General features: G+C 50.6%; 24 protein-coding genes. 19 read left to right on the forward strand and 5 right to left on the reverse strand.

The genetic code is table 11. The annotated features are described in order from the left end of the window. Positions 1–13: 13 nt before the first annotated feature. The gene (locus tag LFE_RS01240) at positions 14–1,360 is read right to left on the reverse strand and encodes a nucleotidyl cyclase domain-containing protein (protein WP_014448461.1); all 1,347 of its coding nucleotides are present in this window, start codon (positions 1,358–1,360) and stop codon (positions 14–16) included. 108 nt (positions 1,361–1,468) lie between these two features. On the opposite strand from LFE_RS01240, the gene LFE_RS01245 reads away from it, so the two are divergent. Then, on the forward strand, positions 1,469–2,134 hold the full coding sequence (locus tag LFE_RS01245; protein ID WP_014448462.1) for a class I SAM-dependent methyltransferase: 666 nt from the start codon (positions 1,469–1,471) through the stop codon (positions 2,132–2,134). 343 nt (positions 2,135–2,477) lie between these two features. Next, positions 2,478–2,765, forward strand: a complete 288-nt coding sequence (locus LFE_RS01255; RefSeq protein ID WP_014448463.1) for a hypothetical protein — start codon at positions 2,478–2,480, stop codon at positions 2,763–2,765. Between the two features lie 59 nt (positions 2,766–2,824). On the opposite strand, the gene LFE_RS01260 is transcribed toward LFE_RS01255, so the two are convergent. After that, positions 2,825–3,169 (reverse strand): rhodanese-like domain-containing protein, encoded by a 345-nt coding sequence (locus tag LFE_RS01260; protein ID WP_014448464.1) that lies wholly within the window; start codon positions 3,167–3,169, stop codon positions 2,825–2,827. Between the two features lie 275 nt (positions 3,170–3,444). Here LFE_RS01260 and LFE_RS01265 point away from each other — a divergent pair, with 275 nt between their 5' ends. Next, positions 3,445–3,993 carry a hypothetical protein gene (locus LFE_RS01265; protein ID WP_014448465.1) on the forward strand — a complete coding sequence of 183 codons (549 nt, stop codon included), beginning with the start codon at positions 3,445–3,447 and terminating at the stop codon, positions 3,991–3,993. A 55-nt stretch (positions 3,994–4,048) separates the two neighbouring features. Here the strand turns inward: LFE_RS01265 and LFE_RS01270 are convergent, their stop codons facing one another. Continuing rightward, positions 4,049–4,762: a SurA N-terminal domain-containing protein gene (locus tag LFE_RS01270; protein ID WP_014448466.1), complete on the reverse strand. Its 714-nt coding sequence runs from the start codon at positions 4,760–4,762 to the stop codon at positions 4,049–4,051. A 117-nt stretch (positions 4,763–4,879) separates the two neighbouring features. Continuing rightward, on the reverse strand, positions 4,880–5,347 hold the full coding sequence (locus tag LFE_RS01275; RefSeq protein ID WP_014448467.1) for a YaiI/YqxD family protein: 468 nt from the start codon (positions 5,345–5,347) through the stop codon (positions 4,880–4,882). Positions 5,348–5,625: 278 nt separating this feature from the next. Between LFE_RS01275 and LFE_RS01280 the strand changes: the two genes are divergently transcribed. The 7 genes from LFE_RS01280 (at position 5,626) to LFE_RS01310 (ending at position 12,066) form a co-directional block, all read left to right on the forward strand. Continuing rightward, entirely contained in the window at positions 5,626–6,528 is a 903-nt protein-coding gene (locus LFE_RS01280) for a lipoyl synthase (RefSeq protein ID WP_014448468.1), read from the forward strand. Then, positions 6,525–7,646 (forward strand): glycine cleavage system aminomethyltransferase GcvT, encoded by a 1,122-nt coding sequence (gene gcvT, locus LFE_RS01285; protein WP_014448469.1) that lies wholly within the window; start codon positions 6,525–6,527, stop codon positions 7,644–7,646. Before LFE_RS01280 ends, gcvT begins: the two co-directional genes overlap by 4 nt. 62 nt (positions 7,647–7,708) lie before the next feature. Next, positions 7,709–8,107 (forward strand): glycine cleavage system protein GcvH, encoded by a 399-nt coding sequence (gcvH, locus tag LFE_RS01290; protein WP_014448470.1) that lies wholly within the window; start codon positions 7,709–7,711, stop codon positions 8,105–8,107. Continuing rightward, complete coding sequence (gene gcvPA, locus LFE_RS01295) at positions 8,100–9,473, forward strand: aminomethyl-transferring glycine dehydrogenase subunit GcvPA (protein WP_014448471.1); 1,374 nt, start codon at positions 8,100–8,102, stop codon at positions 9,471–9,473. Before gcvH ends, gcvPA begins: the two co-directional genes overlap by 8 nt. Then, on the forward strand, positions 9,470–10,981 hold the full coding sequence (gcvPB, locus tag LFE_RS01300; protein ID WP_014448472.1) for an aminomethyl-transferring glycine dehydrogenase subunit GcvPB: 1,512 nt from the start codon (positions 9,470–9,472) through the stop codon (positions 10,979–10,981). Before gcvPA ends, gcvPB begins: the two co-directional genes overlap by 4 nt. Continuing rightward, positions 10,981–11,628, forward strand: coding sequence for a lipoyl protein ligase domain-containing protein (locus LFE_RS01305; RefSeq protein WP_014448473.1), 648 nt, complete (start codon positions 10,981–10,983; stop codon positions 11,626–11,628). The genes gcvPB and LFE_RS01305 overlap by 1 nt, the downstream gene beginning before the upstream one ends. A gap of 48 nt (positions 11,629–11,676) precedes the next feature. After that, positions 11,677–12,066 carry a hypothetical protein gene (locus tag LFE_RS01310; protein ID WP_014448474.1) on the forward strand — a complete coding sequence of 130 codons (390 nt, stop codon included), beginning with the start codon at positions 11,677–11,679 and terminating at the stop codon, positions 12,064–12,066. Between the two features lie 27 nt (positions 12,067–12,093). Here the strand turns inward: LFE_RS01310 and LFE_RS01315 are convergent, their stop codons facing one another. After that, a complete protein-coding gene (locus LFE_RS01315) occupies positions 12,094–12,759 on the reverse strand; it encodes an RNA-guided endonuclease InsQ/TnpB family protein (protein ID WP_014448475.1) in 666 nt (221 codons plus the stop codon). 140 nt (positions 12,760–12,899) lie between these two features. Between LFE_RS01315 and LFE_RS01320 the strand changes: the two genes are divergently transcribed. The 9 genes from LFE_RS01320 (at position 12,900) to fliE (ending at position 22,102) form a co-directional block, all read left to right on the forward strand. Further along, entirely contained in the window at positions 12,900–13,754 is an 855-nt protein-coding gene (locus tag LFE_RS01320; RefSeq protein ID WP_014448476.1) for an HDOD domain-containing protein, read from the forward strand. 161 nt (positions 13,755–13,915) lie between these two features. Further along, positions 13,916–14,689 (forward strand): epoxyqueuosine reductase, encoded by a 774-nt coding sequence (locus tag LFE_RS01325; protein ID WP_014448477.1) that lies wholly within the window; start codon positions 13,916–13,918, stop codon positions 14,687–14,689. A gap of 28 nt (positions 14,690–14,717) precedes the next feature. Beyond that, a complete protein-coding gene (locus LFE_RS01330) occupies positions 14,718–15,797 on the forward strand; it encodes a sigma-54 interaction domain-containing protein (protein WP_014448478.1) in 1,080 nt (359 codons plus the stop codon). A gap of 162 nt (positions 15,798–15,959) precedes the next feature. After that, positions 15,960–18,140: a tetratricopeptide repeat protein gene (locus LFE_RS01335; protein WP_014448479.1), complete on the forward strand. Its 2,181-nt coding sequence runs from the start codon at positions 15,960–15,962 to the stop codon at positions 18,138–18,140. Then, the gene (locus tag LFE_RS01340; RefSeq protein WP_014448480.1) at positions 18,137–19,381 is read left to right on the forward strand and encodes a sensor histidine kinase; all 1,245 of its coding nucleotides are present in this window, start codon (positions 18,137–18,139) and stop codon (positions 19,379–19,381) included. Before LFE_RS01335 ends, LFE_RS01340 begins: the two co-directional genes overlap by 4 nt. Beyond that, positions 19,378–20,811: a sigma-54-dependent transcriptional regulator gene (locus LFE_RS01345; RefSeq protein ID WP_014448481.1), complete on the forward strand. Its 1,434-nt coding sequence runs from the start codon at positions 19,378–19,380 to the stop codon at positions 20,809–20,811. Before LFE_RS01340 ends, LFE_RS01345 begins: the two co-directional genes overlap by 4 nt. Positions 20,812–20,938: 127 nt before the next feature. Next, complete coding sequence (gene flgB / locus LFE_RS01350) at positions 20,939–21,313, forward strand: flagellar basal body rod protein FlgB (RefSeq protein WP_014448482.1); 375 nt, start codon at positions 20,939–20,941, stop codon at positions 21,311–21,313. A 5-nt stretch (positions 21,314–21,318) separates the two neighbouring features. Beyond that, on the forward strand, positions 21,319–21,756 hold the full coding sequence (flgC, locus tag LFE_RS01355) for a flagellar basal body rod protein FlgC (RefSeq protein ID WP_014448483.1): 438 nt from the start codon (positions 21,319–21,321) through the stop codon (positions 21,754–21,756). Beyond that, positions 21,749–22,102, forward strand: a complete 354-nt coding sequence (gene fliE, locus LFE_RS01360; RefSeq protein ID WP_014448484.1) for a flagellar hook-basal body complex protein FliE — start codon at positions 21,749–21,751, stop codon at positions 22,100–22,102. The genes flgC and fliE overlap by 8 nt, the downstream gene beginning before the upstream one ends. The last annotated feature ends 41 nt before the right edge of the window (positions 22,103–22,143 follow it).

A 22,143-nucleotide genomic window follows, 5' to 3' on the forward strand; every position in this document is an offset into this window, starting at 1 on the left:
CGGTTCCGCCGACTTATCCAAATGGATTCTTCGCTCGGATGTCCATTCTTGTCTGGGGGCTTTCCTGAAAGGCGGCCCTCAGAAGCTTGAGTGGTGATGCTCCATCTTCCGGAGCATGACAAGATGTGAATTTTGCCAGTAGACTGCTATTCCCGGCCACTTCTGCCAAAAGTGCCGTTTTCATTCTGGCGAGTGCTTTTTCTGTTCCCAGTCTTGATGTGTCCGGAAGGAAAACCAGAAATTCCATGGGAGACATTCTTCCCAAAAGGTCGGAGTACCTGGTAAATAGCTCCAGGTGTTCAACCAATGGGAAGACTCCTCTCGCTTCTGTAAGAGTGATGCCTATGACGCCCACTCCCTGATGTCTCAGTGAGGCCATTTCAATCAGGTCGGCAAGTCCGTCGATCAATCCTCTTCTGGACAGAAGGGCTGAGTCAGGATCACGATTCAGCGGGCTGATCAACCGGAGCTCTTCCCTGTTCCTGAAAATTTTTCTTGTCAGGTCATTGGCTTTTTGCTGGATATGTTGGGTATTGCTTGTTTCTTTCTGTTCTTGAGAGGTCAATTTTTGGAGCATCCAACCCAGATGAGATGTTTCCCGGAAAAGGGGAATAATCATATGAATGCTTTCCGGGTCGGCTTCCTTGATAAAGAATGACCGGGAGACAGGAATGGATATGGACTGGATGACCTGTTCAGGGATAATGGCTGAGATGGCTGTGGTAATCGGCATCTGATGATCGGCCGAAGTTCTTGTCGAGACTTGGATCAGCGAAGAGTTCTTCTGCCATTTTGAGGTGGTCCACAGGAATATTTTTGGCGGTTCTGGCAGATTGGATTCTTCCCAGAATGGATCGGCAAGCGTTTCCAGAATCTTCTCATGATCAAGCGAGTCAAGAAGAATGGATGCCATTTCCTCGGATAGTTCTGTAAAGATTCGGGATAAGGAGTTGTCGAGAGATGCTGAATGGTTTGCTACTCTAAAAAAAAGGACCGCTTCCTCATCGGAGTCAGTGATGGCGGCACGAAAAAGTTCCAAAGACGCTTCGCCGAAAGGAACGGATGTCTGCCAGAGCCCACCGGAAGCCGGAGTATTTCCCCGAATCCAGGTGTTGATCTGGCTGGCATTCGCCGGGAGTATTTTGGTCAGAAATGTTTTTTCAATGTCCGCTTGTGGGATCGTTCCGACGGAAATGATTTTTTTGTCCAGGAAAGAAAGAAACAAACTGTCGGCAGCCCGTAAGAATCCCTTTTTGGAAAGAAGGGCAAACCCGATCATTTCTTTTTCACAAATCTGGTTGACCTTTTGCAGGACGCTTGTCATGGGGCGGATAGAAGAATGGCCCAGTAGAATCGACATGTCCCCCCCCTTTGGTCAGTCTAATTGGCGCATATCCAGTCCGATTGACCTATTGTAACATATTGCTGGAGAGTCTTTTGAGCATGGAGCCTCAACGGAGGAAAAAAATTGATAAATGAGAATCCGTATGACAGGCAACGGTTTTTCTTTCAACAGGCCTATGATTCGGGAAAGACCGGATGGCCGAAGGTTGGGGCCTCAAAAGTGGTGGGTATTGCGGGTGAAATGGGGCTTTTAAAAACGGGAATGAGGTTTCTTGAGATAGGCTGTGGTCAGGGTCGAAACCTTCTTCCTCCGCTTTCTTCAGGCTGCCACACCGTTGGCCTTGATTCTGTAATGGCTCCCCTGATCGGAGTCAGGCGTGATCCCGCTTTTTCGGGAGTATCGCTGGTCAATGGAGAGCTCTTTAGTCTTCCATTTCGTCGTGGGAGCTTTGATGTTGTTCTGGATTTCGGAGTTCTGCACCACATGCGGCTTGAGCAACGGAAAAAATATCCCGAATGGATTGGTGAGATCCTCAAGCCATCAGGAGTTTTTCTTTTGGGAGCTTTTTCCGAGCTTTTCCAACACTATCCGGGAGAAAAGAGAAAGCGGAACTGGATTTTCCATCGGGATCATTATGATGTGTTTTTTGATCAGGATGACTTTTCTAGGGTTATGGGGCCAAACTGGAAACTGTTACATCAGTCGGAAGAAACAGCTGGTGGTGATCTTTATCATTATAGACTCGGTGTGTTTACTCGTTCGGAGAGTCAGTCCTATCAGGAATTTTGAACAAACGGTGAACGCATTCCTCTTTCCGGTCCCAGGACAAGAGGGGGTTAGCGAACGACCTGTTTTTCTGCTATCGTTTCCATATTATCATAGTATAGGATGAATATGATGCAGATCGAAATGCGGTCTCTTCGGCGTTTCAAATGCCAAAATCTCCACAGGGGGCTCAGGGCCGGAAAGGTCTTGAAATACATGCCTGCGGAGGGACCGACAAAACGGGAAACCCTCCGGAAGCCGCGAAGAGCTTGGAGGCGGGAGAGTTCATGCTCTTCTTCAGGATATGCTATTATAAGCAGTCTTGATGTTGATCATCCATCAATCCGTTAATCAAAAGAGGTGACCATTGGAATACAGGCCAATTGCCTATCATTTTCAGTCCGGAGAAACTGTTTTGGTAAAGGTCACCAATCAGTTGGGGATCGTTGAAAGCCGGACGAGGGGATACTGGAAGGCAAACGAATACGATGTCATTATTCCTCCAGGAAACGGGCGGATGCGTGTCCGTGAGGAAAATCTCGAAAAGGTTCCGAGAGAAAACTGGATCACTCATCTGGAAAGTTTGGCAGGTATCGTCGAAATTCCCGTTTATGGACGTCCACCAGCTCATACATTGCCACCCAAAAAATCCTGAAAACTGTTTTTTGCGGTAAAACTCCTCAGGATGTTCAAGAGACATCCTGAGGGGATTGGTTAGTATCTTGGCAATGACGGGTCCACGTGGATGGCGTACGCATCAATTCCGCCCTTCAGATTCTGAACCTTTTCGTAACCTGCCTTTTTCATCGCCATACAGGCCTGGAGACTTCTGGCTCCATGGTGGCAGTAAACCACCACAGTGGCTTCCTTATGAATATCCCCCAGGACCCTGTTCAGCTGTCCAAGTGGAATATGCTTTGCTCCGGGGATCTTGACCCTCGAGTGTTCCCAATCTTCCCTTACATCAAGAAGGATCAGCTCTTCTCCTGCATCGATCCTCTTTTTCAGCTCCTTTGGGTCAAGCTGTAAATCGTTTCCTCCTCCAAACAATCCAAACATCCCACTCTCCTCCCTCTTTTCAATATTTATGAGTATTCATGGTCCCAATTTTTCCTGGTGAGGATCTTTATGATTGCGCGGGGTTAACAATCAAGTGCCTTGCTCCATTGTAGCGGTGAAACGGGCTCTGGACAACCGTCAGTCTTTGTTTTACTGCTGAATGGGGGATGCGCGGTCAAGATCAGAAAGATATTGTTCCGGAGAGTTTTTGCCGAAGAGAGTGTGGAGATTTTTTCCAAAAACATTGCTCATCTTCATTTAAAAAGGAGCTTCAAATGGTTTCCTTAAGGAAAGGTTTTTTCATTATTGGATCTTTTTTGGTCATCTCTCTTTCAATGCTTTTCGGGTTCCCTGCGCTTGTTCATGCATCTCCGGGTTCTTCCAATGCCTTCGGAGTGGGAATAGAGGTTGAGGGAGCTGATCCCGTCAATGTTCCGGGATCGAATGGGGACATGTATTATGGCGGTGGGGTTGATCTCCAGTATTGGTTCACGAAAGATGTCGGTGTTCGTGCCGGAATCGATTATCTGAATCAGTCAAAGACCAGTTCTATTCTCCCGAACAATATCTTCCCTTTTTACAGTGGTCTTTTGGTCAATCTTTTTGCAACTTCCTACATGTCCCTTGATCTGGAAGGGGATTTTGGTCAGGCTCTTCTTTCCGGAGTTGCGAATACTTACTTTGATGTGGGAATGATGCTGAATGCCCCGTTATCATCTGCAAGACAGTTTTTTCTCGATGTTCGGTACAGGGAGGTTGGCGTCGGAACGATGGCACAGCCTTGGGAGTTTATCACCGCCGGTGTCGGGGTGAATTTCTTTTAGATGGGGATATTAGAGGGTTAAAAGGTCCCCACCGGATCCGGTGGGGACCTTTTTCTTAAAGCAAAGCCTGTGAAACTTTTTTCAGCACATCCTGGTCAATCTTGATACTTGCGCTATTTTCAAGTTGTGTCTGAAAGGATTGGACCGTCTCCTCCTCAAGCTTCAGCATGTTTTTTTGCTGGTCGATCATCGATGCTGTCGGTGGAGCAGGTGAACCCGGTTGTGGAAAAGGGGATCCGGCCGTTGCCCTGACAATGACTTGGGCCCTTTGAACCAGAAGGTCTTTCCGGATCGATTCCTCAAATTGTTTTGCCGTTTGATGGGTTCCGGTCAGGAAGCGGGTATAAATTTGTTTTGAGAATCGCGGTGGAGTTCCATCCATGAAAAAAGGAATCTGTGAAATTTCACGGATGATGGTTTCATCGGAGACTACCAATCCGAGTTTTTTTCCCTCGTCGGCCCATAACTGTCTATAGATCATGTTTCTCAGGACAAGTCCAGGAAAGTTCAGCTGTTTGAGAATCTTTGAGCCCATGGGACCATTCAGCATCTGTTGGTAATTGTTCTTCATGATTGAAAAGTCCCTGGCAAATTCTGTACTTTTTATGGGTGTTCCATTGATTCTGGCGACGATATCACCTTGAGAGGAGCGGGAATTCGCAAATCCCCACCAGCCCATCGATATGGTAAATATCAATGCGATGAAGAGGATCAGTCCTCCCAGAACCTTTGGCTTTTCAATGGCAAATTTTCTGATCATTTCGAGCATGGTTCTGCCTGTTTTCCCTGAGTTAGATATGCATTTTCGAATGTAGCCCCTTTTCGGGGCCCCGATAGTATTGGAACAATCCCCGCATTCTACCCGAGCATGTGTCTGTGAGGCAATCTATGACCGATTCTCCTGGAGGGCCCTCAATCGTCTGAGAGTTGTTTCCAGACGATTGGCAAAGCGTTCCTTGTCTCCATTTGTCATGGCAGGAGGGCCTCCTGTTGCCAAGCCTGCACTCCTGAGCTCGCTCATGAAAGTCCTTGTGGATAGATATTCCCCAATATTGTCTAAGGTGAACTCATCTCCCCTGGGTGACAGGACTGATCCGCCTTTGGCGATGACCAGATCCGCAAGAATGATATCGCCGCTGATGACCAGATCTCCCGATTCGACTTTTTCAACAATGGCCTTGTCTGCCATATCTGACCCTTTGGGAACGGTCAATGTGCTGATCATCGATGAGCGTGGTGTTGCGAGGGGTGAGTTGGCGACAAGTATCAGAGGGATCTTTGTCCTGTCGGCCGAACGGTAAAGAATGTCCTTGATTGCACGGGGGCAAGCATCTGCATCAACCCATATGTTCAAGGTCGTCCTTATCTCTGGAAGTGCTGAATGTGTGGCTTATCAAGAAAGGGCATGAATGAAGATTATCCAGTCTTCAGAAAAAGTGCAAATGATGAATAAATAATTTTTTATTCGTTTAAAAATGAAATTATAGATATTACACTGTTTTTGATTCTTGCAATTCCCCAATCCATTGACTAAAATCACGGCAATAAGTTTTTTTCCTCCGGTTTCCAATACCGGTTTGTCGATGGTATTTTGAAGCCCGCCTCATGCGGAAGTAGGTAGCCCCCTCGCCGATGCAACTCCCTGATTCCAAGTCTTTTATCCTCTTGCGAGAGCGTCTTCCCGAACAGATGAAGCGTCCCCTTCCGACCCCCAAGGTTCTTTCTGTCGGAAAAGTCCTGTCGGAGCTCTCCCTGGCCACCGTTTGTGAAGAAGCCTCTTGCCCAAACAGGGCGGAGTGCTACGGACAGGGACATGTTTCTTTCATGATCCTGGGGGATGTTTGTACCAGGGGTTGCTCGTACTGCGGTGTTTCCAAAGGCAAGCCTGTTTCGATGGAGAAGCTGTCCGACGAGCCGGAACGTCTTGCGTCTGCCGTCAGGAGGCTCGGGCTTGACCATGTGGTTGTGACATCCGTTGCGAGAGATGACCTTCCGGACGGAGGGGCCGGCCACTTCAGACGGGTGATGAAAACGATCAGGGACTCCTGTCCGGGAGTCACTGTGGAGCTTCTTGTTCCCGAGTTCCTGTCAACAGACGGGGGATGGCCGATGGAAGCGTATTTTCTTCTTGATGACCGACCCGATGTTTTCAACCACAATATTGAGACAGTCAGAAGATTGACGCGCTCTTTCCGTCCTCAAGGAGATTACGACCGCTCTCTTTCCTTCCTTTCTCTGGCAAGATCAAAAGGTCTGCTTACAAAATCCGGTTTTATGGTGGGTTGCGGAGAAACCGAAAGGGAAATCCGGGAAGTCATCAGGGACCTCTCCCTTTCCGGTGTCGAAATTCTCACGATTGGTCAATACATTCCTCCAACAGGCCATTCAAAGCCTGTCCAGGGTTTCCTTCCTGAGGAAAGCTTTCAAAATTTTAAAAAATGGGCTATTGACATGGGAATCAGGGAGGTTCTTTCTGGCGCCCTCGTTCGAAGTTCGTACCTTGCCAATCGCCTCCAAAAAGGAGAATTGAAATGAGTAGCCCCGTTATTCTTCCCCTTGATGGCCTCCACAAGGAAATGGGTGGACATATGACGGATTTCCACGGGTTCCTCTTGCCTGTCCGTTTTTCTTCCATAACGGCAGAATGTCAGGCAGTCAGGACCGCCGCAGGGTTATTCGATATCAGCCACATGGGCCGATTTGTGCTCAGTGGGGAAGGTGCTGCCGATGCGATGAACCGCCTGATGACATCAAATCTTCTGGGCGTTTCACCGGGAAAGGCCCTGTACGGGATCCTTTCCAATGAGGCCGGAGGAGCGATCGACGATATTATGGCCTACCGCTTTTCCGAGAGTCGAGTTGATCTGGTCGTCAATGCCTCAAACCGGGAGGACGACAGAAAATGGATTGGAGATCATTTGCCTCAGGGGGTCACACTTGAAGACCCTTCTCCTTCACATGTGGGGTTTGCCCTTCAGGGACCGGCGTCCAGGGAGATTCTGAATCTGGTGGAACCCCGCGCTGTCGAGCTTCCCAGACGTGGTGCCATTCTAATGACTGTACCCGGTGGTGAGATTCTGGTCAGTCGGACCGGATACACGGGTGAAGATGGATGGGAGTTTTTCGGACCGGCGGAGGAGGTATCCCGTATCTACAGAAAGTGTCTCTCCGTTGGGGATGCCTTCGGCCTCAAGCCTTGTGGACTCGGGGCCAGGGATCTTCTGCGGCTTGAGATGGGATATCCTCTTTACGGTCAGGAGCTTACGGCAGAAACAACCCCTTTTGATGCAGGTCTTGGATTCGCGGTATCGTTGAAAAAGGGAGACTTTATTGGTCGAAAAATCCTTCTTGATGAGAAGGGTAACCCCATTCATCATGACAATCATCGACTTCTGGTCGGATTTTCTGTCCAGGGGAGAGGTATTCCCCGAACCGATTGCATTGTGTCTTCGGCAACGACAGGAAAAGTGACCGGGACTGTGACATCAGGCGGATATTCTCCCGCTGCGGGGGGAGGGTTTGGTCTGGCTTACCTGGACAGGTCCTTTGCCGAAGAGTTTTCTGTCGGGGCTCCTGCCTATGTTCGGATACATGACCAGTCCTTGCCTATCGTATTTCGCACACGTCCTTTCATTCAGGGAGGATTGAACTGAATTCCCTTTGATGTCGGGATTCCGTTGAATATTGAATATGTTTCAAATCTAAGGAGGACCTTGTGGAAAAACGTTATACCCAAACGCACGAATGGATTGCCTTGAACGAAAGTGGTTCGGAAGGAACTGTGGGAATAACCGATTTTGCCCAGAAAGAAGTCACCGATGTTGTTTTTGTCGAGCTTCCGAAAATCGGCAAGAGAGTCCCCAAGGGAGGTGAGGCGGCTATTATTGAATCCGTAAAAGCCGCATTTTCCATTTATGCTCCAATGGGTGGATCTGTTATTGCAGGAAATCAGGCACTTGACTCCAATCCGGCTCTTTTGAACCAGGATCCTTTGGGGCAAGGATGGATTTTCCGATTGAAGCTGGACGATCCAACGGAGTTTTCATCCCTGATGGATGAAAAAGCCTACAATGCTTATCTTTCTGATGGGGGAGGGCAGCCCGGTCATGGCTGATTTTATTCCGCACACACCTTCCGAAACCCGAGAAATGTTGAAGGAAATTGGTGTGGACAGGCTTGAAGACCTCTTGGCTCCCTATCCAAAGGATCATGTACTGCCGGACCTTTCCGACATTCCTTCCGGTTTGACCGAGTCTTCCCTGATAAGGCGCATGCAGGAGATGGCATCCCGGAACAAGGCCGGTGGTTCCGTGCCGATTTTCCGTGGAGCCGGAGCTTATGACCATTTTATCCCCCAAGCAGTTTCACCTCTGGTGAGCAGGGGGGAGTTCCTGACGGCCTATACTCCTTATCAGCCTGAAGTTTCGCAGGGTCTGCTCCAGGTCATTTTCGAATATCAAACGACAATGGCGAATCTGTACGGGATGGATCTCTCCAATGCATCCGTTTACGACGGGGCCACAGCCCTGGCCGAAGCATGTCTGGTGGCCCATCGACAAGAGGGGCGTTCCAAAATCCTGATTTCCGAAGGTGTGGATCCGGATATTGCCAAAGTGGTCAAGACCTATGTCGAGGGAGTCGGATGTTCACTGAACCCCATCCCCCTTGTATCAGGGAAAACCAGGCTTCAGGACGTCATTGCCCATCTGGATGATCAGACCGCCTGTTTTGTCGGAGCCATTCCGACCTTTTGGGGAACAGTCGAGGACTTTTCCGGATTTGCGGATGCACTCCACCAAAATGGTTCCCTGCTGATTTTTCATGCAAATCCCCATTCTCTGGCTGTCCTTCGGACCCCCGGATCTTGGGGTGCGGATCTGGCGACAGGGGAAGGTCAGCCCCTTGGAATCCCCCTTTCCGGAGGAGGACCCTATCTGGGTATCCTCACTGCGGCAAGACCCTTTATGCGTAAAATTCCGGGGCGGCTTGTGGGAAAGACGCTGGACAGGGAGGGCAGAACAGCTTATGTGTTGACCCTTCAGGCCAGAGAGCAGCACATCCGCCGGGAGAAGGCCAATTCGAATATCTGCTCCAACGAGACACTTCTCTCGATTCAGGCGCTGGTGACTCTTTCCCTTTTGGGCCCGGAGGGATTTCGCGAGGCGGCCCTTGGATCGATGAAAAATGCCAGAAAGCTCAGATCCCGTCTCCTATCGATTCCCGGTGTTTCCGCAGTCTGGGAGGAAACTCCGTTTTTTCATGAATTCATTCTTGAAATGCCTATGGAATCGAGAGAACTCAGTCGACTGGTCTTGTCTGAGGGATTTCTCTCCGGTCTCCCCTTGGCGGGGTATCCCTCACCAGGAGGGAAAAACCGCATGTTATGGTGCGCGACCGAAATGCGGACAGAGGAAGAGATCGAAAATCTTGGACGAACCATTGAAAAGGTGCTTGCCCGCCATGGAGGAAGAAAATCATGACAATCAGGGCGAACAGTGAAGAGAGGTCGGCAAGACCGGATATGCATCCCACCTTATGGGAGATCTCAAGGCCTGGCGCAAGGGGAGTCTTCCCACCAAGCGTTTCCGGATCTACGGATTTTGGAGTCCCAGAGGTTTCGATGAGGGACTCTCCTCCGTGTCTGCCAGAACTTTCAGAACTTGAGGTTGTCAGACATTTTACAAATCTCTCCCATCTCTCCCGAGGTGTGGATACCCACTTTATTCCGCTTGGATCTTGCACCATGAAATATAACCCCAAGGTATCCGACAAGGTGGCTTCGCTGCCGGGATTCTCTGACCTTCACCCAAGAACGGACCCGGAGGGGATGGAGGGACTTCTTGAAGCGATGGGGACCCTGTCAGATCTTTTGAAGTCCCTTTTGGGAATGGATGCCGTGACTCTTGCACCTGCTGCGGGAGCCCATGGAGAATTGACAGGAATCCTGATCGCCAGAAAGTATTTTGAGTCCAGGGGAGAAACATCCAGAAAAGTGATTCTGGTTCCGGACTCCGCTCATGGAACCAATCCTGCGAGTGCCTCCATGGGAGGGATGGTTGTTCGCTCAATCACTTCAAAGCCATCCGGCCATATCGACACGGCAGCCCTTGAGAAAGCCCTGTCCTCCGAGACAGCCATGGTCATGATCACAGCGCCCAGTACTCTCGGGCTTTTTGAAGAGGAATTGTCGGAGGTTGTTCGTCTGGTTCACAAGGCCGGAGCACTGGTTTATATGGACGGTGCGAACATGAATGCCTTTCTGGGTGTGCTGAAGCCGGGCGATCTGGGATTCGACATTGTTCATATCAATACCCACAAGACATTGGCGACTCCTCATGGCGGCGGAGGTCCGGGTTCAGGGCCGGTGGGTGTGAAATCCCATCTTGCACCCTTTCTGCCAACACCTGTCATTGTCAAGATGAACCATGTCTACTCCTTTGCAAATCCGGAAGATTCCTCTTCGATTGGTCCGGTCCGATCCTTTCTTGGGTCGACCGGGGTGTTGCTCAGAGCTCTATCCTATGTCCTTTTGCTGGGCAGGGAGGGGCTTCCGAGAGTGGCTCTGTATGCATTGCTGAATGCAAACTACCTGAAAAAAAAGCTCGATGGAGTCTTGCCTGGGGAGGGCCCTGGTTTGTGCGCCCATGAATTTGTTCTTTCTGCCAAGCCTCTGGCTGCGTTCGGAGTGCATGCGGGTGATCTTGCGAAAGGATTGCTCGATGCGGGATATTATGCGCCAACGATCCACTTCCCTCTCATTGTGCCGGAAGCATTGATGATCGAACCGACGGAGTGTGAGAGCAAGTCCATGCTGGATGCATTTGCCGAGGATTTTTCAAGGATCGTGGAAAAGGCAGCACTCCATCCGTCCGAGATTCTCTCTGCGCCGTTGCGGACTCCGGTATCCCGTCCGGATGAAGTTCTGGCGGCCAGGGACCCGGTGTTAAAAGATCCGACTGTTTCTTCTGGAAATCTCCGGAAGGATTGATGCTGCGCCCAGGAAAGAAAATCGCCATCCCGCTTTTTTCAGACCACATGCGGGGGGCATCGGAGCAAATGGGCATGGATCAATCTCTTCTGGAGGGAATGGCCACTCTCTCAAAGGATGACAAGATCTTTTATAGCCTTTTGAGAACCTACCGGATTGCTCCAGGGCAGGTTACAGTTGGCCGGACGTATCGAGGAACTCCACCTGAAGACTGGAGAGTGGAGAATGGCCGTTGGGTTGTTCGTCCAACAGGAGGAGGTGCGGTTCTCCATGGTCAGGATCTCTGTTTTTCCCTTATGATGCCGATTCGTCCACGGATGGTTCTTGTCGATCTCTATGGATTTCTGCATATTTTTTTGGGAAAGTTTGTTGGAGATTTGGGAATAGAATCCTCTCTTGGTGGAAAGCCCGAAAGGGCGCATGATGGCCGTGGAACCTGTTTTTCGGAACCTGTTTGTGGGGATTTGATCTCAAACTCGAAAAAAATTCTGGGAGGGGCCATCCGGATGGGTCGGTCGGGTTTCCTCTACCAGGGCTCTCTTCTGGTGGAAGGTTTTTCTCCTCTGGAGATTCAGGACCGCTTTCTATCGTGGTACAGGGGTGCCAATCGTCTTTTCCTTCATGATGGGGTTCTTGTGTGTCAATGAGTGAGGCGTTTTCGGACCGTGTCCATGTTTCAATAGAGGGGAGACCTGATGGTTTGGATCAATACGCGGGTGGAATGCGAGAAACTTGCTGACGGGATGGAAATCGCAGAGGATGTCCTTGATTCATCCGGAAGGATTTTGCTGAAAGCCCCCCAGACGGTGAACGGTTCCCTGAAAAAAATTCTCGGCTCCAGGGGGGTGCTGTCGGTTGTTACCCGAACATGGAGGGATAAAGAGTCAGATGAGCTTCTTCTGGAGCTCAGGATGGAAATTGCTGCCTTATGTGACAGACATCGATATCTGAAAGACGATCCGCGACGAATGGATTCTGTGAAGCTCTTTGCGAGAGCCTTTGAGCTTTCAAAAAAGATCTGTTTGCCACCTGGGGAGAGTCTTTGCAATCAACTACCCACCACTAAACAAGGAGAACGGTTGTAACGGGGTTTTGCAGTTCAAGCGTTCAATTCAGACTGCGATAGGCGGGTTGATGGTCGCCTTGAAACGGATATTTCGTGCGGCATTGATGTCCGTATTTTCAATATGTTCGCATTCTTGACAGGAGAGTTGGTCTTGAGACTTTCGGTTGTCTTTTTCGCAATGTCTACACACAGAGCATGTGCGGGAGGTGTTTCGTGGATCAATCAGAACCACGGGAACCCCTTCCAGAACAGCCTTGTAGGTGATAAAGCGTCTCAACTGGTTAAACGCCCATTTTCCGAATCGTTCCTTTTGGCTCTTTCCAACCATTGTCCGGCCGTTGAATCCCTTGAGATCCTCAAGGGCAATACCTCGTCCGGTGCCTTTTGCCTTGGAAACGATTCGTTTGGAAAGACAGTGATTCGTGTCTTTTTTAAATCGCGTTTCTTTGCCAGACGCTTTTTTCAGGGTGTGGATCTTTTTCCGAACCTGATCCACCCCTTCTCCGGAGAACGATTCTCCATCGGAGTCGGTGGAAAGATGGACGATCCCCATATCGACTCCGAGAAACTCTTCGGGGTCATACGGTGTTCCGGTCTCGAAGGACTTTCTGGAAATCCAGTTGCAGGCGTCGTTGAAAGTCTCGATCGTCTCAAGAAGAGACTTGGCCTGTTCTTTGGTCGGGGTCAGTTTGACCTTCAATGTTTTTTTCATAAGCTCATCATGGGATATACATTGTCTCATGTAAATCGCTAACAAATAAGGAGAAGCGCATTCCTACCCTCTCCTGATGGAACGACCATCCAGGAGAGGGTATCCTGCGCTAAACACGGATGAAAGATAATGACCTCCTGATGGAAACGAAGGTCAATCCTTCCTTTCAGGTTTTTCTGGAAACGCTTTCTGTTTTGCCGGCCATTTCCCCTTTGTCTAATAAGCTCTTTACCATCATTGATGATCCAAATGTTTCTATCGCAGTCATTGGCAGCTTGATTGCGGAAGATCCGGGTCTGGCTTCGCGTCTGATTACGGTTGCAAACTCTCCTTTCTATCCGTTTTCCGAAAAGGTGTCGACCATCCGTGGCGCTCTGGTCCGCTTGGGTCTTGTGACCGTACGGGGGATTCTTCTGACGACATCTCTTTTTGACAGGGTCAAGCATCAACCTGGAGTTTTTGAACTCTGGAAGCACTCGCTGGGGGTTTCAAGAGTTGCAAAGAACCTTTCCCTTCGCCTTGAGGGGGTCATGAACCCGGATGAAGCCACCCTTTCAGGTCTTTTGCATGATATCGGCAAGCTTCCCTTTTTGATATTCAAGCCTCAACGGATGGAGTCCATCTGGAAAGGGTTACCCAGATCGGGGAAAGATTCCGACTGGGAGCTTGAAGAATTTGGACTGAGCCATGACCAGCTGGGCGGGCGCCTTCTCACTCAATGGAAATTTCCTGAAGTGATCCGAGACTCCATTCGTTGGCACCACCGTCCTGAAAAATGCCCTGTCAAGTCGAGACGGTCCTCCGCTCTGGTCGGTCTGGCCGATACCATTTGCCGGGGGGTTGGCATTGGCCATGCGGATTTCCCTTATCTGGACGCTCCGATCGGAGCATTTCTGGATGTTCTGGAAATGCGGGGTGAGGAGATTGTTCCGGTAATTCAGGAGGTTGTGGGAGATCGGGACATGATTGAAATGGCCAGCAGGGAGATATTCTGACGGAACTTGACGGATTCCCGGGCTCCCCACCGAATGACCCGGCACCTCTTGTTCGTGCGCTGTCCTCTTTTTTTACGGATTTTTCGATTCTTCTGGATCCAGCGGCATCTGAAGATTTTCCTTTTTTTCTGGAATGGCTCCGTCAGGGGAATCATGGATCAATGTCCTTCCTTGAGAGAAATCCCCATCGTCGCCGTTCCATTTCTGACGGATATCCGGGCTACCGCACTGCAGTATTGGCACTTTTGCCGTCGGACAAGAAACTTCCGATTCCTGAGACAGCCGCCATAAAAGTGAGGGTGGCGAGGTATGCCGTTGGGGAGGACTATCATTGTGTCTTTGAGGAAAGGTTCAAATCTGTTCTCAATGAGATCAGACCACTGCTCCAAAAGGGGGACAAGCCTCTGATCAAGCCGGATCATGGGGCAATCCTTGAAAAATCCCTGGCCCAACAAGCGGGGCTTGGCCGCATCGGCCGCCATACCCTGTTGATCCACCGTAAGATGGGAACACGTTTTACGATCGGGGTTCTGCTCCTGAAAACGCCATTTTCATCATGGAGACCTCCCCTTGAAGATTTTATGCCGTGTGGATCCTGTACCCTTTGTCTTGACAGTTGCCCAACAGAAGCGTTTAGCGGTCCTTTCCGGCTTGATGCGCGAAAGTGCCTTTCGTATTTGACGATTGAGTCACCAAAATCGGAGAATCCCGGAAAGATTCCTGTGGATGTCGCTCAGAACTGGATTTTCGGATGTGATATTTGCCAGGAAGTTTGCCCATATAATGCTCCCTCCGGAGCGTTTTCCGGTGGGGAGGCTATTGTCCGTTCTCCGACGGATCTTATTAGGCTGGTCAAGGAGAATCCTTCTCTTCAGAGGGCGGGTTTTCCCGCTCTTTGGAAGCGGTATGAAGAAATAAGGGGGCAATCAGGATGAAATTTTCCAAAGTGATGCAGAGAGGCTTATGACATCTGAATTTATCGGACAGGCCGCTTCCCTTAAAAAGCTTCAGGAACTTTTGGTGCGTGTGGCCAAAAGCAATTCGACGCTCTTGATCACAGGAGAAAGCGGTACCGGGAAAGAGCGTGTGGCGAGAATGGTCCATGGGATGAGTTCCCGTCAGAATCATCCCTTTATTCCGGTAAACTGCGGGGCCATTCCTGAAGGGCTGATTGAGAGTGAACTTTTTGGTCATGAAAAAGGGTCTTTCACCGGTGCCCTTTCACAACGTCCCGGTCGTTTTGAGCTGGCAGAGGGAGGAACCCTTTTTCTGGATGAAATCGGGGAACTGCCTCTGTCGTTGCAGGTCAAGCTTCTCAGGGTTCTTCAGGAAAGGACCTATGAACGGGTCGGCTCCGCCACTCAAAGAAAGGCCGATATCCGGATTCTTGCGGCAACCCATAGGAATCTTGAACAAATGGTTGCGACAGGGCAGTTCCGGGAAGATCTTTATTACAGGATTTCTGTCATACCAGTCGAGATTCCTCCGCTTCGCCAGCGTACCGAAGATATTCCCCTCTTGGTGGACTACTTTGTCAGCCGATGGGTGCGGGAGGAAAGAGGTGAGCCTGTTCGTTTTTCGATTCCGGTGATGGATATCTTTTGCCGATACCCATGGCCAGGAAACATTCGCGAGCTCGAAAATCTTGTGGAGAGATTTCTGGTCCTGAAAGCCGGAGAAATGGTCCATCCGGAAGATCTTCCTGAAAAGTTTTCCCATGCGGCCGCTTGTCTTGAAGAACAGCCTGAAGAGTTTTCGGTTTCTTCAGAAGCTCTCAAAGGTGCACTCATTCCTTCTGTCTCATCAGGTGGAGATATGGCCAGTGCTTTTGGGGAGATCATTTCAAATACGGTTGAACATATCGATCTTTCAAACATGCTTGCTGAAATTGAACGTGATCTGATTCAGAAAGCCCTCGAAAGATTTGGAGGGAACAAGACCAAGGCTTCAGAGTTTTTGGGGATGAACCGGACCACCCTCATTGAAAAACTGAAGCGGCTCCGACTAGGGGGCCCGCCGGATTTATCCGAGATGGACGGCTAGAACACTCCTTTCTCAATATCCCCTCCCGGTTTTCCCCTCTCCTTATTCTTCGGCATGAATATTGCTGAATCCAGAGTGTGATCAGAATCCCAAACGACCAATTCGGTTATGGGGGGACACTTCCTGTGGCAATCCGATTGATGCATGAGTGAGGAGAGAATCGTGAATTTTGGGTGTTTCGGACGGTTCCTGGGGATCGTTTCTGCTCTATGGATCCCGACTCTCCACTTGTCCTCAGAAGCTTTGGCTTCTCAGCTCCCCGACGTCTCTGTGCCTGTTTCCGAAACAGCGGATCGCATCCCTTCTTCGGGGGATCATGCCCTTTTCCACGAACTTTTAAAGCTGAAGGACTCAAACGGTTCTCCATCAGGGGCCAGGGAGATATTCCTGAAGCTCAAGAGGGAGCATCCGGGCTCTGTCCTGATTCCCCGCGCTTCTCTTGTGATGGGGGAGATCCTGGTCAAAAAATCCCTCAATCTCCGTCATGAAAATGACAGCTCGGATCCCACCATCAAAGAAGCTTCGCGAGACTTATGGCGGGCCCGCATGGACCTTCCTCAAGGGTCCTTAAGGGATGAGGCAACTGAAGGACTTGCCAGGCTGATGTTTTCTGAAGGCCTTTATCCGGAAGCAAGAGGGATGATCGACCTTGGTCTGAGGGAAAGTCCTGATGGTCCGTTTTCCATTTCCGAGAAGCTTCTTCTGGCGGCTTCCTGGAGGCGATCCGGAAATCCCAAGAAAGCGATGGAGACTCTTTCCTCTTTGGGAGTCGATATGGAAACGGCTTCTGGGGTCAGTCAGTCTGACAGGGTCCATTACTTGTACGAAGCGGGAGGTGTTTCCCTCGACCTTGGCAATCTTCCCCAAGCCGGTGAATACTATCGGGCGGCCATTGGCCTTTCCCCGGATTATGCCTATTCCCACCCGAAAAGGCTTTATGACCTTGCTCTCTATTCGGATCGTATCGGACACGATAAAAGAGCTTTTAAACTTTTTCGTGAGTATTTGAGAAGAAAGCCAGGAGGTATGCATGTTCCGATGGCGGCCTACCATATGGCCGAACTTGCAGGAAGGCTTGGCAAGCCTCAAAGTCGATTGGCGCGGCTCGCGGAGGTCATGAGGACTTATCCCCACACAGAAGCATCAGATCTTTCCAGAGTCACGCTTATGAAAGACAAGCTGAAAGACCTACAGTCGGAATCACATCCGAGCGGGCAGCTGAAATTCCTTCCTCCCCACCAGAAATCCTTGAATGACCGGCTGATTGAGGATTCGGACCAGATTGTCCGCTCCGGTGTCACGAGCCGTTCCCGTGTTGAGGCTGCAAGCATTATGGTCCCCCTCCTTGTTTCCCAGAAGCGTTTTGATCTCGCTTTCCGGGTGATCCACCGGCTTGAAATCGACGCTGATCCCCAAAGTTCTTCCGGGAAAAGACTTCTTGGCCTTGAGTCAGCGGTCCTGTTCCGGAAGATTCTGGATATGAAGAATCCTTCTGAGGATCGCCGGCTTCTTCGTATGGTGCACTCTTACCGGAATCTTGTCAGTCCGGTTCTGCTCGATCCTCGTCCGACAGGAATGGAGATGCGGAATTTCTCTTTGGAAGGCAAGGTGCTTTTAAGAATTGCCCGGGCACATGAAGGCGTCAAGGATGATCCGGGTGCCAGACGATGGCTTCGTCAGGTCCTTTACCATGGCGGGCTTGCTCCCCGTAGCGGTGCACTCAAGGATCTGATCGCGCTTGACCTGAAGTCCGGAGACACTCTAGGGGCATGGAGGACTGGACAGGAGCTGGTCGCCTTGATTCAGCCAGGGGATTCGAAAGGGGCTTCATGGATACTCGATGAGGAGAAGGTGGCCAGGAAGCTTGGCGATATGGATCGGGAAATTCCTTTGTTAAGAAGCTTTGTTCGCGATTTCCCGGCCGATCCCAAGGCCGGTTGGGCCGAGGCGAGATTGTTCCGGATTCATCTTTTGAGAAACGAGTTTGACCAGGCTGAAAGAAGTGCGAGAAAGGCTCTGGTTCTTCTGGCTCCTGGTGGATCGGATCAGGCGAGTCTTTTGACGCTACTCTACCGATTCGGGCAGATGGAGGTCTCTTTGCACCGGACAAAAGAGGCGATCTCCCTTTGGGAGAAATTTTTGCGGGACGGACCATCGGATCCGAGAAGGGGATGGGTCATGTACCAGCTTGGAAAGCTCGACGAGGCGGAGGGAAAAGAACAGAGAGCCTATCGTTGGTATCTCTCTGCGGCGAAGGCGGCAATCAATCCTGATCTTGCTTCGGTTGCCAGACAGAAAGCAAAGGGGATCTCGATCCTTTTTGACGGGAGGTCCGGGTCATGAAAGAGAACTTTATGGAGCAGCAGTCGAAAATGGCTCACCCGGGGGAGGATGCCCTTGCCCGGGCATTTTCGTCCTTTCAGGAAGCATCGGAATCCTTGTCAAGAAAATATGCCGGACTTGAGCGGAGAATTTCAGAGCTTTCAAGGGAGCTTCGCGATCGTGACCGGGCTCTTGCCAGCCAGGGGCAGTTTCTGGAAACGATTTTAAAAAGTCTCCCGACAGGAGTGTTGGTCCTTACTCCCGGAGGACAGGTTCTCTGGAGCAATCCACAGGTTGAAAAATGGCTTTCCCCGGATGATGGGGAATTGCTGAATCTCCTTCGGAAGTGGGGAATATGGCCGATCTCAGAACGGATCGACCCTTTGGCCGTTTCCTGTAAAGGTCGCTCCCTTTTGATTGAAATCTCAAGAGTGGCCGATGACGAGGAGCGCTCTTCAGGATATGTCCTGATTGTCAATGATGTCACAAGGCTGCGTGAGATGGAGGAGGAGGTCGCTCGGGACAGGCGGCTCAGGGATATGGGGGAAATGGTTGCAATGATCGCCCATGATCTTCGGAATCCGTTGGGGAGCATAGAGCTGTTTTCAAGTCTCCTGGCCCGTGATGCGGGAATAAGGGGTGGTCAGGCTCTTGAGGGAATCCGGTCTTCCGTCACATCGATGGATCGCCTGATCGGAAATCTTCTGTTCCATACCCGTCTCCCCAAAATTTCCCCTGCTCCATTTCCTGTGAAGGATCTTCTGGATCGGTTGTCTTTGGATTGTTCCCGTATTGGCGTCATGAGGGAAAGGGCCGGCGGTCCGGCCGTCTCTTTTTCGGTTCAGTCTTCTTCCTCATTTGTGGTTGAGGGCGACGAGGAGCTTCTTTACCACGCGGTCTTTAACCTTGTGACGAATGCATTCCAGGCCTGCTTTGATGCCGGAGGTGGCTCCATCACCCTGTCTGCAGAAAGGAGCAAGTCTGCTGGAGCGATCTTTTCTGTCAGGGATAATGGTCCGGGTATTCCGAGGGAGCTGAAGGAGAAGATCTTTGACCCATTTTTTACCACCAGGACCAAGGGCACCGGTCTCGGTCTTCCGATCGTCTTGAAAATCATTCTTGCCCATAACGGATTATTGAAGATTGACTCCAATGAAAATGGGTCGTGTTTCATCATACAGCTTCCCGGACCAGGAGAGAGTCTGGAACGGACAAGCGGGGATATCTGGTCGGGACAAATTCTGGAGGAAGAATTCAAATGAGCACGCAAGGTCCTGTTCTTGTGGTGGATGATGAATCGGAAATGTCTCTGGCCCTGCAGGAGACGCTTCGCCAGGACGGCTATACTGTGGACCTTGCCTCAAACGGGAAGGAGGCTCTCCGTCGTTTTGAGGACGTAGGACCCTACCGGTGGGTGATTACGGATCTCAAAATGCCCCAGATGGACGGATGGGCCCTTTTGACAACACTGCGTCGGATCAGTCCGGAAACGCGTGTCATATTAATGACGGCCTTTGGCTCTGTTCCTCAGGCGGTTGATGCCATGAGACAGGGAGCGGTGGATTTTTTGATGAAGCCTTTTTCGCCAGAAGCCCTCAGGCGACTTTTGTGCCCTGATCCCTTGCCCCTGTCTCCGGATAAAGAGCCGATTGGAGAGAGAGGGGAGGGAGTAGAGATCTGGAAAAAGCTCAGACGTCCGATTTTGACGAAAGATCCCCGATTCTTGAGACTACTGAAAATGGTCGAGTCGGTTTCCCGATCCCAGGCGACGGTCCTGATTGAAGGTGAAAGCGGGACAGGAAAGGAGCTGTTGGCCCGCTTTATCCATGAGGCCTCTCCAAGGGCTCACCGTCCCTTTGTCGCGGTCAACTGTGCCGCAATCCCGGATGGTCTTCTGGAGCCTGAACTTTTTGGATACGAAAAAGGGGCTTTTTCAGGTGCTGTTGCCAGAAAGATCGGGAAGTTTGAGCTGGCGGACTCGGGAACGATTCTGCTCGATGAGATCGGGGAGATGGAGCTTTCCCTGCAGTCCAAGCTCTTGAGGGTTCTCCAGGAAAGGGAAGTCGACCGTGTCGGGGGAACATCTCCTGTTCCGGTGGATCTCCGGGTGATTGCGACGACGAACCGGAATATGAAGGACCTTGTCGCGTCCGGAAAGTTTCGGGAAGACCTCTATTACCGACTAAGAGTCTTTCCGGTCCAGGTCCCCCCCTTGAGAGAGAGAAAGGGTGATATTCCACTCCTGGCCCGTCATATCCTTGGTCGCTTGAGAGAAGATGGAATCCCTGTCGGAAGTTTGACGCAGGAGGCGATGAGCGCGATTTCGAATGGGACTTTTCCGGGAAACATCCGGGAACTGGAAAATCTTTTAACACAGTTGGCCCTTTTATCAGGCGGAGATGACATTCGCGAGGAGCATCTTGCGATGGGCGAAGGATTGTCGCTTCCGCTTGAAGACGTATCGGTACCGGATTCCAGGGAGATCCTTTCCGTGCAATCTCCTGAACCATTTCCCTGCCGTCCGGGACAGTCTGTCAGGGAAGTTGAACGAGACCTGATCCTGATGACACTTGATGCTTGCGGGGGGAATCGGACCCAGGCCGCAAGGATGCTTGAGATTTCTGTCCGGACGTTGCGGAATAAATTGCATGAGTATGGTGTATTGGTCTCGGGGGATCAGGAAGGGAACTAGGAAGAAATTTCCTTGTTGGGGCTTTTACGGGGCTGTGTGAACGGTTTTTTTGATGGCATGCCAATTGCTTGTTTCCAGATGTTGTTTTTAGTCAAGAGCGAAATGGTTTCTTTTTCCGGAGGTTCAGATGGAGCGGGTTCACCTTTTCGACAAGACGGTCTACCTCCTTAAAAGGGATCTGGATCTGAGAGCCCAGAGGCATATGCTTTTGATCTCCAATATTGCCAATCAGGATACTCCCGGATATCAGGCAAAGGATCTCTCTTTCAAGAGCGCTCTTGCCCGGGCTGTTGCTGAGCCGACAAGGGACTCCATTGATCGTGTCTCCGGGGAGATCCTGGTCAATCCCGATGAGACGGTGGGAAATGATCTCAATACCGTCAATATTGAGATGGAAATGCAAAAATTGGCGTCCAATACAGGAAATTACAATGCGGCAGCCCAGATGGTTTCCTGGAAGTATCGCCTTCTTGGCGATGCCATCAGGGGTAGCGGGAGGTAATCGCGATGGCTTTTTCTGATGCATTGAAAATTTCCGCCGGAGGAATGGAGGCGGAGCGGGTTCGAATGAATGTCCTGTCGGGAAATCTTGCCAATGCCGACAGCCTTCACGGAAATGAAAATGGTGTCTTTGAGCGGAGGGATGTCGTCTTTGCCGCTGTTGTCCCGGGAAAGTCCTTCTTCGATGTCCTTTCCGACCAGACAAAGGAGCCGGTGAAGGAAGTCCGCGTCATGGGAATGATCAAGGACCCCAGGCCTCTCAAGAAGGTCTTCGATCCCATGAGCCCCGATGCCGATCAGTCCGGCTATGTCTATCACCCGAATGTCAGCAAGCTTGAGGAAATGGTCAACCTGACCGATGCCTCGAGGGCATACGAGTCCAATTTGACAGCACTGGCCAATACAAAACAAATGGCAAAAAAGGATTTGACAATCCATGCATGACTCCAACCCGATTTATAATCCTCTGGCAGGATTCAAGGGGGTTCCTTCCCCGTCCGGGAGTGATGAGATTTCCGGACGGGTTCGTCCACACGATCCTGAAAAATCGTCCCTTGCCACCCCGGAGTCTTCTTTTGTCAATGTTCTGAAAGACTCCATCAGCAAGGTGAACGCCATTCAGGTCGAGGCGGACAAGACTATCCAGGATTATTCCACCGGGAAAAACAACGTGACGCTTCATCAGACAATGGTGGAGATGGCCCAGGCAGACGTTTCGTTTCAGCTCATGATGCAGGTTCGGGACAAGATTGTCCGGGCCTATCAGGAAATGATGAATATGCCGATGTGATCTGCCTGTTTTTCAGGAGAGTTGGCGGGCAAGAATCTTTA

This window comes from Leptospirillum ferrooxidans C2-3 (genome assembly GCF_000284315.1).
GTDB lineage: Bacteria > Nitrospirota > Leptospirillia > Leptospirillales > Leptospirillaceae > Leptospirillum > Leptospirillum ferrooxidans.